The 12942-nt window shown below is 45.7% G+C and carries 12 protein-coding genes; 9 read left to right on the top strand and 3 right to left on the bottom strand.

Annotated elements, in window-relative coordinates; all coding sequences use genetic code 11:
* Window positions 1–14: 14 nt before the first annotated feature.
* The 3 genes from bioD to bioA are packed head-to-tail and all read right to left on the bottom strand — an operon-like array spanning window position 15 to window position 3306.
* The gene (bioD, locus tag ICN15_RS06560; RefSeq protein ID WP_216201904.1) at window positions 15–737 is read right to left on the bottom strand and encodes a dethiobiotin synthase; all 723 of its coding nucleotides are present in this window, start codon (window positions 735–737) and stop codon (window positions 15–17) included.
* The gene (locus ICN15_RS06555) at window positions 734–1963 is read right to left on the bottom strand and encodes an 8-amino-7-oxononanoate synthase (protein ID WP_216201902.1); all 1230 of its coding nucleotides are present in this window, start codon (window positions 1961–1963) and stop codon (window positions 734–736) included. The genes bioD and ICN15_RS06555 overlap by 4 nt, the downstream gene beginning before the upstream one ends.
* Entirely contained in the window at window positions 1960–3306 is a 1347-nt protein-coding gene (bioA, locus tag ICN15_RS06550; RefSeq protein WP_216201900.1) for an adenosylmethionine--8-amino-7-oxononanoate transaminase, read from the bottom strand. The genes ICN15_RS06555 and bioA overlap by 4 nt, the downstream gene beginning before the upstream one ends.
* 89 nt (window positions 3307–3395) lie before the next feature.
* On the opposite strand from bioA, the gene bioB reads away from it, so the two are divergent.
* The 9 genes from bioB to mraY all read left to right on the top strand — a co-directional run bounded on the left by bioB (window position 3396) and on the right by mraY (window position 12932).
* Window positions 3396–4433, top strand: a complete 1038-nt coding sequence (gene bioB, locus ICN15_RS06545) for a biotin synthase BioB (RefSeq protein WP_216201899.1) — start codon at window positions 3396–3398, stop codon at window positions 4431–4433.
* Between the two features lie 19 nt (window positions 4434–4452).
* Window positions 4453–5076, top strand: a complete 624-nt coding sequence (gene coq7 / locus ICN15_RS06540) for a 2-polyprenyl-3-methyl-6-methoxy-1,4-benzoquinone monooxygenase (protein WP_216201898.1) — start codon at window positions 4453–4455, stop codon at window positions 5074–5076.
* Window positions 5077–5353: 277 nt separating this feature from the next.
* A complete protein-coding gene (gene mraZ / locus ICN15_RS06535) occupies window positions 5354–5782 on the top strand; it encodes a division/cell wall cluster transcriptional repressor MraZ (RefSeq protein ID WP_216202084.1) in 429 nt (142 codons plus the stop codon).
* Window positions 5783–5794: 12 nt separating this feature from the next.
* Complete coding sequence (gene rsmH, locus ICN15_RS06530; protein WP_216201897.1) at window positions 5795–6745, top strand: 16S rRNA (cytosine(1402)-N(4))-methyltransferase RsmH; 951 nt, start codon at window positions 5795–5797, stop codon at window positions 6743–6745.
* Window positions 6742–7008, top strand: coding sequence for a cell division protein FtsL (gene ftsL, locus ICN15_RS06525; protein WP_216201895.1), 267 nt, complete (start codon window positions 6742–6744; stop codon window positions 7006–7008). The genes rsmH and ftsL overlap by 4 nt, the downstream gene beginning before the upstream one ends.
* Window positions 7005–8777, top strand: a complete 1773-nt coding sequence (locus tag ICN15_RS06520) for a penicillin-binding protein 2 (protein WP_255532898.1) — start codon at window positions 7005–7007, stop codon at window positions 8775–8777. The genes ftsL and ICN15_RS06520 overlap by 4 nt, the downstream gene beginning before the upstream one ends.
* On the top strand, window positions 8777–10327 hold the full coding sequence (locus ICN15_RS06515) for a UDP-N-acetylmuramoyl-L-alanyl-D-glutamate--2,6-diaminopimelate ligase (RefSeq protein WP_255532897.1): 1551 nt from the start codon (window positions 8777–8779) through the stop codon (window positions 10325–10327). Before ICN15_RS06520 ends, ICN15_RS06515 begins: the two co-directional genes overlap by 1 nt.
* 2 nt (window positions 10328–10329) lie before the next feature.
* Window positions 10330–11772: a UDP-N-acetylmuramoyl-tripeptide--D-alanyl-D-alanine ligase gene (gene murF / locus ICN15_RS06510; protein ID WP_216202083.1), complete on the top strand. Its 1443-nt coding sequence runs from the start codon at window positions 10330–10332 to the stop codon at window positions 11770–11772.
* Complete coding sequence (gene mraY, locus ICN15_RS06505) at window positions 11763–12932, top strand: phospho-N-acetylmuramoyl-pentapeptide-transferase (protein ID WP_216201892.1); 1170 nt, start codon at window positions 11763–11765, stop codon at window positions 12930–12932. The genes murF and mraY overlap by 10 nt, the downstream gene beginning before the upstream one ends.
* Window positions 12933–12942: the final 10 nt, after the last annotated feature.

The raw sequence follows: 12942 nt of genomic DNA, 5'->3' as shown, positions 1-12942 counted from the left end.
TCATCTTATCTGATTTACTCAGGCAGCCTGATGTGCTCTGCAGCAAAACGTAAGGCCTCTATGGAGTAAGGGGCATTCTCTGGCTTCGTGAGCAGCGGCGAAAGGCTCGGAATAGTGCCTAAAAATGGGGCAAATATTCGGTCTTTCAAGGTCTGGATATTCTCTTCCAGAAGCGGCATTTCATTAAAAAGTGTATTAGCAACCCATCCTGCAATGGTGAGTTGACGGGATTGAATTGCTTCGCATGTGAGTAAGGCATGATTGATGCATCCCAAACGCATTCCAACGACTAGGATGACGGGTAAATCCATAGCTTGAGCCAGATCACCTAAATCTTCCTGCTCATTTAAGGGCACTAAAAAGCCGCCCGCACCTTCAACCAGGACTGAATCAAAGTTTTGAGTCAATACATTGAAAGAATTTAGGATGATGGTGGCATCCAGCGATATTCCATGCCGCTCGGCAACAAGATGGGGTGCTGCTGCCTCATCCAGCACATAAGGGCAAAGACATTGCTCATGTGGATTTAGTCCGGAAGCAATTCGTAATGTCTCAAGATCCTCATTTAACTTTTGCTTACTTGAGTCAATATAAGTGCCTGCAACGACCGGTTTAAAACCTACTGAATGTAGGCCAGCTTCTCGAAGTTTAAGAATGAGCGCACCAGTCACTAAAGTTTTTCCAACTTCTGTATCAGTACCGGCGATAAAAAAACTCGTGGGAGAGTTTGATCTCATGACCCACTTTCTATTTTTTGCTCAATCATCTTTAATGTCTTGATGAGTTTTCGTAAATCTTCAACGCTGTGGTTAGCAGAAAAGGTAATGCGTAGGCGAGAGCTACCAACTGGAACCGTAGGCGGACGAATTGCCGGAATCCAGTAACCCACTTCATCCAATAACTTAGCCGCAGCTAATGCGTTGGCATTGCTTCCAAGAATCACAGGCTGTATCGGCGTAAATGAAGGCACTTTTTCCCAATGGGTGAATTTCATTTCATCATGCCAAATTTGAATGAGTTGGTTCAGTTGTTGTCGACGACTAATGCCTTCATCGCTCTCGATAAGCTCAAGACTGGTAAGCAGTGTGTGCGCAATCGCCGGTGGTGTTGCGGTACTGTAAATATAGGGGCGACCTTTTTGAATTAGCCATTCAATAAAAGGCGCAGCCGCACAAATAAAAGCCCCGCTAACACCTGCCGCCTTACCGAGTGTGCCAATATAAATAATTCTTTCCGAATGAACTTCAGATTGCTCCAAAATACCGTGACCTTGTTGGCCAAGTACACCAAATCCATGGGCATCATCCACCATGAGTAGCGCATCATATTTTTCGGCAATTTGAATCAAATTCTCCACTGGTGCAATATCACCATCCATACTAAAGACACCATCAATCACAATCAGTTTTAGTGGGTGAACATCATGCTTCAATACCTCCTCAAGAAAATTGAGATTTTGGTGATCAAACAATGTCACCTGAGCTTTAGTTTGAGCGCTAGCGAGACGAACACCATCAATCAGTGAAGCATGATTGAGTTTGGCTGAATAGATGCTGACTTCACTTGGTCCCGCAAGTCTAGCTAGACCGGTAATCGCAGTCACATTGGCAAGGTAGCCAGTACTAAAAAATAAGGCTCTTACATCGCTAATATGAGCGCTCTCAAAAGTAGCTAATTTTTTCTCCAGTAAGTCATGTGCAATGCTGTGGCCACTAATGAGATGGGATGCCCCGCTCCCAACCCCATATAGTTTTGCACCTTCCGCAATTGCGGACACTAACTCAGGATGGTTTGCTAGGCCTAAGTAGTCATTACTACAAAAGGTTTTCAGTTCGCGCTGGCCAATGCGGGCTTTGGTGTCACATGGAGACTCAGTAGTGCGCAACTTTCGCCGCAGTAGCTTTGTATCTAGGTCGGCGATTTGATGCTCTGCCATATCGAGCGCACTAAAACTGTTGCTCATGCAAGCACCTGTTCTAAAGCGTGTTTTACAGAGCTTCCCATCTTCATGGCCTCTTCGGGTGAAAGAATGTATGGCGGCATCACATAAACCGTATTACCGATTGGTCTGATCAGTAGGCCTTCCTTAAGGCTTGAAGAAAACATCTCACGTGAAAAAGTAGTCGGATTTTTTAAGACTTCAATCTTGACATCAAAAGCCAAAATCATCCCCTGCTGCCGCCAATGCTCAATTCGAGCATCTTCTTTTGCCCAAGCAAAAGCATTTGCAAGGTCACTGCTACGCTCAATATTTTTTTCGAGAACCGAATCAGTTTCAAAAATCTCTAAGCAGGCAAGGGCAGCAGCGCATGCTAGCGGATTGCCTGTGTACGAATGTGAATGTAAGAAACCTTGCCGCGCTTGATCGCCATAAAATGCGCGGTAAATTTTATCGGTTGTCATGGAAAGCGATAGTGGAAGATAGCCGCCACTAATCCCTTTGGACAGGGTTAAGAAGTCCGGCCAGATTCCCGCTTGTTCGCATGCAAAAAAGGTTCCTGAGCGACCGCACCCCACTGCAATCTCATCAGCAATGAGATGAATGTTGAATTGATCGCAAAGTGATCGTACTAAGCGAAGATATTCTGGTGAGTGCATCGCCATCTGACCTGCACACTGAACTAGTGGCTCAACAATAATGGCTGCAATGTTGTCATGCTCTACTTCCAGCAACTCTGCCAATGTTTTAGCAGCGCGCCTTGCTACATCTTCCGAACTTTCACCTGCAAGCACTTTTCTTGCGTCAGGCGAAGGCACAGTAAACACATCTTGCAGTAGCGAGCCATAGGCATCGCGGAAGATGGCGACATCAGTAACCGCTAGCGCACCTAGGGTTTCGCCGTGATAGCCATTTTCTAGGCAAACAAATTTTTTCTTTTGCGCTTGGTTATTTAGCCGCCAGAAGTGATGACTCATCTTCAATGCAATCTCTACTGCAGATGCCCCATCGGATGCATAAAACACATGTCCTAAGTTTCCTTGGGTTAAAGCTGATAATTTTTCCGACAGTGCCACTACGGGTGGATGAGTAAATCCCGCCAGCATCACATGCTCAATTTTTTCGAGTTGCGCATTGATGGCTTGATTAATCGGAGGATTGGAATGGCCAAATAGATTGGTCCACCAAGAGCTGATGCAATCAAGGAGTGCAGCCCCTTTTTCGTCATAGAGCCAAGCACCCTTACCCTTGGTAATGGCAATTAATGGCAATGACTCATGATGTTTCATCTGGGTACAAGGATGCCAAACTGCATCTAGGCTGCGATCAACTAGAGTGGTTTGTTTTAAATCAGAAGTTGGCTTCATCTTTGGTATTTGACCACTAGTTTTTCCTAATGAAGACCTGTATCTGTTATGTTAGTGACTTGAATTGATCTATTTCCCGGAATTCGACCATGCAGGCCATCCAAACTAATGAAAAACCCCTTACCCACGTCAAATCCCAAAAGGTTTTACGGGATGAGTGTGATACATCTGGCGCTTGGTCAGTTGCCCAAATTGAGGCACTTTTTGCTCTCCCATTTAGTGATTTGATTTTCAAGGCACAAGAGACGCATCGCACCCACTTTCCTGATGGTGATGTGGAGTTGGCAACCCTGTTGTCGATTAAGACTGGTGGTTGCCCAGAGGACTGCAGCTATTGTCCCCAGGCTGCCCGCTATGACACTGATGTGAAAGCCAATAAATTAATGGATCTAGACGAAGTAATTGAGGCGGCCAAAGCTGCTAAAGCGGCTGGATCGAATCGTTTTTGTATGGGTGCAGCTTGGCGGGAGCCTAAGGATCGCGATATTGAAAAAGTCACCGCAATGATCAAAGGCGTAAAGGCTTTAGGTCTTGAAACCTGTGCCACCCTCGGGATGTTAGAGGCCAATCAGGCTCAGGCCCTTAAAGATGCTGGCTTAGACTTCTATAACCACAATCTGGACACCAGCGAGGACTTTTATCGCTCAGTGATCTCTACCCGAGGTTATCAAGATCGTTTGGATACGATTTCTAATGTGCGTTCTGCCGGCATGTCCGTTTGCTGTGGTGGCATTGTTGGGATGGGCGAGTCCCGCGAGCAACGCGCGGCGTTCTTGGCCCGTTTAGCCAATTTAAGTCCGTATCCCGAGTCGGTGCCAATTAATCATTTGGTTCCTGTCGCAGGAACGCCTTTGGAAAATCAGGAGCCCTTAGATCCACTGGAATTCGTTAGAACGATTGCCGTAGCTCGCATTACGATGCCCAAGGCCAGAGTGCGTCTATCAGCCGGACGCCAAGAGCTTGGCAGAGCGGTGCAGGCGATGTGTTTTCAGGCTGGTGCAAACTCTATTTTCTACGGTGAGCAACTGCTGACTACTGGCAATCCTGAGGCAGAACAAGACCGAGAACTCTTGGCCGAATTAGGCTTAAAGACAAAGCAGAGCTGTAAGGCAGAGATTTTGGTCTAAGCGCCCTATACTGACGCCTATGATTGATCGCTTCATTGTTGAGTTTGATAACGCACTGCGCTCGGTGCTAGGGGGTGCACATGCCCATCGACCAACACCTGGATCAGACACCCAATCCACTAGTTTGTTAGATAGTAAGGAGTGTGAACACGCTGCTGGACTGATGCGTGTAAATCATGTTGGTGAGGTCTGCGCCCAAGCGCTGTACCAATCCCAAAAATTAGTCGCTCGCAACCCAGAAATCCAGCAGATGTTGGATTCTTCTGGTCGGGAAGAAATGGATCACTTGGCGTGGTGTGAAACCCGCTTGCAGGAGCTCGGTTCTCACGCAAGCTACCTCAACCCAATTTGGTATGCGGGATCCTTTGCGATCGGCTTGGCAGCTGGGTTAGCGGGCGATAAGTGGAGTCTCGGATTTGTTGCTGAAACCGAAAAACAGGTACAGCATCATCTTGAGAGCCACCTTGAAAAACTGCCTGTAGAAGATCAACGTTCTAGAGCCATTGTTCACCAAATGCGGATTGATGAAATTGAGCATGGACAAGAGGCTATTTCTGCCGGCGCGGCGATCCTGCCACAACCAATTCAGAAGTTAATGCAGGCAATGTCTAAGGTGATGACGGCAACTGCATACAAAATCTAGCTTTAGATTAATCTTTTTTGCTTGTTTTTATTTAATATACTGTGTATTAATACAGTATATTGGTTCAATATAAGTATAAATAGCTAAGATCTATTCTTAAGTATATTTTCCAAGCCCTTGTTTCAAGTAGTATTTTTATATTCACCATTTTATCAACACATCTCGCTAAGTGTTTGTAATCACTAGGAAATTTCCTAAAAATTTACCCAAAAACACTTGACCCTCTGGGTGCGATCCTCTAAAGTGTGGGAGGAAGTGTGAAAAAGTGGGGTAAATGGTGTTTCAAGGTGCGTCAGCTCTCAATTTAGATGCAAAAGGCCGCATGTCTGTGCCGGCAAAGCATCGTGACGCCTTGTTAGTTCAAGGCGAGGGCCGAATCACGCTCACAAAACACCCTGATGGTTGCCTACTTTTATTCCCCCGTCCTGAATGGGAAACTTTTCGTTCACGTGTAGCGCAATTGCCAATGGACGCCCATTGGTGGCGCCGAATTTTTCTGGGCAATGCCTCAGAAGTTGATCTAGACAGCGCTGGAAGAATTTTGGTGGGTCCTGAGTTACGTGCTGCCGCGGGCATTGAGAAAGAAGTGATGCTGCTTGGAATGGGTAGTCACCTAGAGTTGTGGGATGCGGCTACTTACGCTTCAAAAGAACAGGCTGCCATTACGCAAGGTATGCCTGAAGCTCTGAAGCAATTTAATTTTTGATGACAGGGTGCAATGAACACAACCCATCGCCCAGTCTTGCTGGCCGAGGCGGTGACAGCACTGATCAGTGGTCTGCGCATCCCCTCCTCCGAGACATCACAAAACCTGCTCTTGATAGATGGAACGTTTGGGCGTGGTGGTCATACTCAGGCATTGTTAGCAAAGCTTCCCTCCCACGCGCGCATGATTTCCTTCGACAAGGATCTGGATGCGATCGCAGTCGCGGAAAAAATCAACGACCAACGACTACGCATAGTGCACGAGAGTTTCGCGCAGATGGACCAGTACGCGGAGCCAGCATCCGTCGATGGCATTTTGTTAGATCTTGGGATCAGCTCTCCACAGGTGGACGAAGCGCATCGCGGCTTTTCATTTCGCAAGGATGGCCCACTCGATATGCGAATGAATACAGAATACGGTTTGACAGCGGCAGAATGGTTGGAGCAGGCATCACAAGAGGACATCACTCGGGTGATTAAGACTTATGGTGAGGAACGTTTTGCATTTCAAATTGCTAAAGCGATTGTGGCTAAGCGAGAAGAAGGATTGTCTCCAAAAACAACCCTGCAGTTATCAAGCTTGGTAGCAAGTGTTGTTCGTACAAGAGAGATTGGACAAGATCCTGCCACTAGAACTTTTCAAGCACTTCGTATTTTTATCAATCACGAGCTAGAGGATCTGGAACTCGGCTTGAAGGCGGCACTGAACTTATTAAAACCCGGTGCACGACTAGCGGTGATTAGCTTTCATTCTCTAGAAGATCGCATCGTGAAGCAGTTTTTCCAAGCACATTCCAAGGTGGAGGTACCTCGTGGCCTACCGGTTCGTGACAGGGACTTACCGCAGAGCGCTTTAGAAATTATTGGACGTATTAAGCCGACTGAGGAAGAGATTCGAGAGAATCCCCGTGCTCGCTCAGCCATCATGCGTGTTGCTGAAAAGCGTTTAGGAGTCAATAGTTGAATCGCGCTACTCTTACATTGCTCGTTTTGCTATTACTTTGCGCACTGTCTTTGGTAGCAGCACAGCAACGCGCACGTAAATTATTTATTTCTTTGGATCGTGCGCAAATTGAAGAGCGCAGACTCAATCAAGATTGGCTACGTTTGGAGTATGAGCAACGCAATCTTTCTAAATCTGCGCGAATTCGTGACGTTGCACGTAATCAGTTGCGCATGGTGCCTATATCTCCAGAGCGCACTTTATACCTGAAGGAGGCGAGATGAGACCAGTAGGTTTCTCCACTACGCCCAATTTAGTATTGCGACTGCCAATGTGGCGGTCACGTCTGATGCTATTTTTGTTGTTCTTCGTTTTTATGTTGCTTCTGATTCGCGCTTTCTGGATTCAAGGACCTGGAAATGCCTTTTATGAAGCTAAAGGTGTGCGTGGTACACAGCGCGAACTAGAGTTACCCGCTTCTCGAGGAAAAATACTGGATCGTAATGGACAGGTTATTGCTACGAGCTTAGAAGCAAAGTCTGTGATCGCCTATAACGATACCGTACCAGATGATTTACCTGCAGATAAAGTTCAAAAGTTGGCGAAACTATTGCAAATCAGTGAATCAGACTTGCGTAAGAAGTTAAAAGATGGACGTAAGCAGATTTTCTTAAAGCGTCAAGTTGATCCAGATATTGCACAACAAATTAAACAATTAGAAATTCCAGGCATTGGCTTGAATAACGAATATCGTCGCTTCTACCCTGAGGGTGAGGCGATGGCGCATGTCGTTGGTTTCACAAATGTTGAAGATCTTGGTCAAGAAGGCATGGAGCTCTCCAGAGAAAAAGAATTGGCTGGACATCCGGGCTCGCGTCGCGTAGTAGTGGATCGACTTGGTCGCGTTGTGGAAGACGTAGCTATTCTGCAGTTACCGCAAAATGGCAAAGATTTGCAACTCTCAATTGATAGCAAAATCCAATTCCTTGCCTATAACGCGGTCAAGAGTGCTGTAGAGCAACACCATGCAAGTGCAGGCGGTGCAGTGGTCTTAGATACGCAGACCGGTGAAATTTTGGCTCTAGCAAATTACCCCAGCTATAACCCCAATGATCGTAAGAAATTGAATGGTGAGCAATTGCGCAATCGTGTTTTGACTGACACCTTTGAGCCTGGCTCCACAATGAAACCTTTAACCGTTGCCATTGCTTTGGAAAAAGGCGCTATCTCTCCCAATACGAATATGGTAATCGGCGCTAAATATTTAGTTGGCCCAAAACCAATTACAGATACCCATCCTTACGATAATCTTACAGTTACTCAAATTATTCAAAAATCAAGCAATATTGGCACAGCCAAAATAGCAATGAATAATTTATCCGCAGAAGAAATGTGGAATTTCTACACTTCTGTTGGCTTAGGTCAAGTCCCTAAGATTGGTTTTCCAGGTGCGGTCGCGGGTACAGTGCATCCATATAAAAAATGGGTTCCAACCGATCAGGCGCGCATTGCATTTGGATATGGTATTTCCGCTTCACTCTTTCAGGTTGCTCGTGCCTACACAATTTTCGCGCGGGATGGTGAGTTAGTGCCGCTAACAATTGAGCGCAGCCCAAACTTTAAGCCTGGTACTAAAGTAATCTCGGCAAAGACGGCCGTCTCAATGCGTAGCATGATGGAATCGGTGACAGAGTCTGGTGGAACTGCAATCAAGGCTCAGGCCGAAGGTTACCGAGTTGGTGGAAAAACAGGTACCGCACATAAATTAGTGGGTAAGACATACGGCAATAAATACCGTGCTTATTTTGCAGGCCTTGCGCCGATCAGTGCGCCACGGATAGTGGTTGCGGTAATGATTGATGAGCCGACTGTTGGAAGTCATTACGGTGGGGATGTTGCCGCACCCGTTTTCTCTACCATTGTGAGTGAAACGTTACGCGCCCTCAATGTACCTCCTGATATTAATATTAATCAGGGGGCGATGAAGGATGCAAATCTCAGAGATATTCAGACTGCCTCAGTAAAAGTTCAGCCAGCGGTTTTAAAAAGATGATGATGGCAACGAATATTAATCCCCATCTTTTAATTTCTTATTTACGCGATCTGACTTCTGTAGATGCGAAAGTGAGCGCAGATAGCCGTCAAATTGAGGCTGGTGATATTTTCTTTGCGTATGCGGTTGGGCATGGTAACGCTCGGAAAGATAGCCGTCCTTACATAGCCGCCGCCTTGGCAAATGGTGCAGCTGCAGTCATATTTGATCCTGCTGATGCAGTTGCTAATGAATACTTAGATAGTCCTTGCTGTTTTGCTGTGGAGAATCTAGCAACTATAGTCGGCAAACTCTGTGCAGAGTGGTACGGCTACCCAAGTAAAAAATTAAATATCATTGGCGTCACCGGCACTAATGGCAAGACCACTGTTACTCAATGGCTATCTCAGGCCTTGAATGATGCAAGTCATCGGACGGCGGTAATGGGTACTTTAGGCACAGGATTTCCTGGTGCGCTTATTCAGACCGGTTACACAACCCCAGATGCACCACTTTTGCAAACCCAGTTAAAAGAATTGCTCGATGCTGGGGCTCATCAAGTGGCTATTGAAATATCATCTCATGCGCTGGATCAAGACCGTATTTCCGGATTGGATATACATACTGCGGTATTTACGAACTTAACCCAAGACCATTTGGATTATCACGGCTCAATGCAGGAGTATGCGCAAGCAAAAGCAAAACTATTCCAGCAGTTTAAGCTTCAGAATGCCATTATCAATTTTGACGATATCTTTGGGCGGGAGTTGGCACTCAGGCTCCTTGCTGCAGGTGGTCCTCAAATATGGGGCTATGCATTAAGTAAAGAGACTTTTGCTGGATTTGAAAAATTTAGCGATCGATTGAATTGTGTTTATTCAAAAGATACGGTTCTTACGCCTACTGGTTACCAATCTAAATTTAGCTGTGATGAGATTGGTTCGGCTACTGTTCAGTTGCCAGTACTGGGCGAATTTAATTTAAGCAATTGCCTTGCTGTTTGGACAGTCTTATTAGCCCAGGGTTTTAGTTCTGAAGAGATCTCTAAGCGCCTGGCAAAGTTAAGTCCTGTAGCGGGTCGCATGGAGCTTATTTGCCTCAGCAAAACACAGACTGCCGAAGGCCCATTCATTGTGGTTGATTATGCGCATACGCCTGATGCACTTGCTAAAGCATTAAGCGCCTTACGCCCCATTGCAAGCCAAAGGGGTGGAAAAGTGTGGTGTGTTTTTGGCTGTGGTGGTGATCGAGATTCAGGAAAGCGCTCTCAAATGGGACGAGTTGCTCAAGAGTGTGCTGATTACATCATCATTACTAGCGATAACCCAAGGTCTGAAGATCCAGACTCAATTATTGCCATGATCAAAGCAGGGATGTCAGTAGACTTAATACGTGTACAAACCATACCTGATAGAGCGGCAGCAATTATGGCTGCAGTTCGTCATGCAGATATTAAGGATATTGTTCTAGTTGCGGGCAAGGGGCATGAGTCTACTCAAGAAATTAATGGCAAGAGATTTGATTTTTCTGATCAAGAGCATATTCGTTTGTGTGCAGGGGGTAGCAGATGAGTTTGCCAATGACGACCCTTGCCGACGTGCATGCCATGTTGCCAGGAAGCCAATTGATTCATGCTTCAGATGAGGCATCTCAGACAATCAGGATTTCTCGTGTAGAAAGTGACAGCCGTCAGATTGAGGCTGGTGAGCTATTTGTGGCTTTAGTAGGAGAGCGGTTTGATGCTCATGACTTCTTGGCGGAAGTAGCATTAGCAGGTGCTGGTGCAGCACTAATTAGCAATAAAGACAATTGCCCCAAAACTTTAGCCGCAGTCTGTGTGCCTGACACTAAGCAAGGTTTGGGTCAATTAGCAAAAGCTTGGCGCTCTCAATTTCCTATTCCAGTGGTATTGGTTACCGGATCAAATGGCAAGACTACTGTAAAAGAAATGATTGCCTCAATTTTTAAGGTAGCAACTGGTGAAGAGTACACATTAGTTACCACAGGCAATTTAAATAATGACATTGGCTTGCCTTTAACTTTGTTGCGTATGCGTCCAAGCGATCGCTTGGCTGTGATTGAGTTGGGCATGAACCATCCTGGTGAGACAGCAGAATTAGCTGCAATTACCCAAGCTAATATTGCCCTGATTAACAATGCACAGCGAGAACATCAAGAATTCATGGCAACTGTTGAGGCAGTTGCAAAAGAGCATGCCACTGCTTTAAGTACGCTCCCCTTGGATGGTGTTGCAGTATTCCCAGCCGATTCTGAATTTACTGATATTTGGTATCAAGCTGCAGACGGACGCAAAGTAATTGATTTTGTTTTGGCTTCTGATGCCTCTTTCGCTAACGCTTCTGTAACCGGCAAGTTACTTATCAATGGAAAAGTGGAGATTAAAACAGAGCTGGGTAAGTTTGAAGTGCAGCTCAATACATTAGGAAATCACAATGTTCGTAATGCGCTTGCTGCAAGCGCTGTTGCTCTGGCAGCTGGTTTAAGTCTTGAAAAAATTAAGATAGGTTTGGAATCCTTTGTTCCGGTCAATGGCCGCATGCAATCAAAACCCTTAAACCCTAGTCGAACTTTGATTGATGATAGTTATAACGCCAACCCAGATTCTGTTAGGGCTGCAATTGATGCTCTGAAGCAGGCTGGTAACACTTCTTGGTTGGTACTAGGTGATATGGGCGAGGTAGGCGATCAAGGCCCTGAGTTTCATGAAGAAGTGGGAGTCTATGCTGCGGAGCAGGGAATTACAAAATTGTTTGCACTTGGAGAGCAATGCAAGTTTGCAGTACAGGGTTTTGATCGTTCGCAGAAAAATCAAGCTGTGAGTACGGCTGCGCATTTCACAAGCTTGGACCAATTGCTTGAAGAGCTCAATGTTGCCTTAGCAGATCAAGAGTTAAATCAGCATCAACATTTAGATATTTTAGTTAAGGGGTCCCGTTTTATGCGCATGGAGCGTGTGGTGCAAGCCTTATTGAAGGAGGCTAAAACATGCTCTTAATATTGGCCCAATGGTTGCAAGATGATTTTGGATTTTTTAGAGTCTTCAACTACATCACCTTTAGAGCAGTAATGGCGACTGTAACTGCGCTCTTAATTGGCTTGGCCGCTGGCCCATGGGTTATTCGTAAATTAACTGCACTGAAGATGGGTCAAGCAGTGCGTACCGATGGTCCCCAAACCCATTTAGTGAAATCAGGTACTCCAACAATGGGTGGTGTATTAATTCTTTTGGGTATTTTTATTTCCTGCATGCTGTGGGCAGATCTCAGAAATCGCTTTATTTGGATTGTGATGATTGTGACATTTGGATTTGGATTAATTGGCTGGGTTGATGATTATCGAAAAGTCGCTCGAAAAGATCCCAAGGGAATGGCTTCGCGAGAGAAATTCTTGTGGCAAACCTTAATCGGTTTATTTGCTGCAATTTATCTGGCTTTCTCCGTATCTGAAGTCAATAATCTAAAGGTATTACAGCTGTTCTTTGATTGGCTTAAGAGCGGCTTCGCTTTAGATTTGCCAGCCAAATCAAACTTACTCATTCCTTTTATGAAGGAAGTCAGCTATCCGCTAGGCGTAATGGGCTTCATCATCCTAAGTTACTTAGTCATTGTGGGCAGTAGCAATGCTGTGAATTTGACAGATGGACTTGATGGCCTCGTGATCATGCCTGTGATTTTAGTAGGCGCGGCATTAGGAGCATTTGCTTATGTGATGGGTAATGCCATTTATGCAAAATATTTACTGTTTCCTTACATTGCAGGTGCCGGCGAACTACTCATTTTTTGCGGTGCCATGGGTGGGGCAGGACTAGCATTCCTTTGGTACAACACGCACCCCGCTCAAGTATTTATGGGTGATGTCGGTGCGCTCGCATTGGGCGGTGCACTTGGCACCATTGCTGTCATTGTCCGTCAAGAAATTGTGCTCTTTGTAATGGGTGGAATTTTCGTCGCAGAAACCGTTTCCGTCATGCTGCAGGTCTTTTGGTTCAAATTTACCAAGAAGCGTTTTGGCGAAGGTCGCCGTATTTTTAGAATGGCACCACTTCATCATCATTTCGAATTAGGTGGCTGGCGTGAAACTCAAGTGGTTGTACGTTTTTGGATTATCACCATTTTATTAGTTCTCATCGGCCTCTCCAGCCTCAAATTACGGTAAGCCAAAGAAT

The sequence above is a fragment of the Polynucleobacter sp. CS-Odin-A6 genome, from assembly GCF_018882095.1.
Classification (GTDB): domain Bacteria; phylum Pseudomonadota; class Gammaproteobacteria; order Burkholderiales; family Burkholderiaceae; genus Polynucleobacter.
The sequence above is the reverse complement of the archived record's forward strand: the minus strand, read 5'-3'. Positions and strand labels throughout refer to the sequence as shown.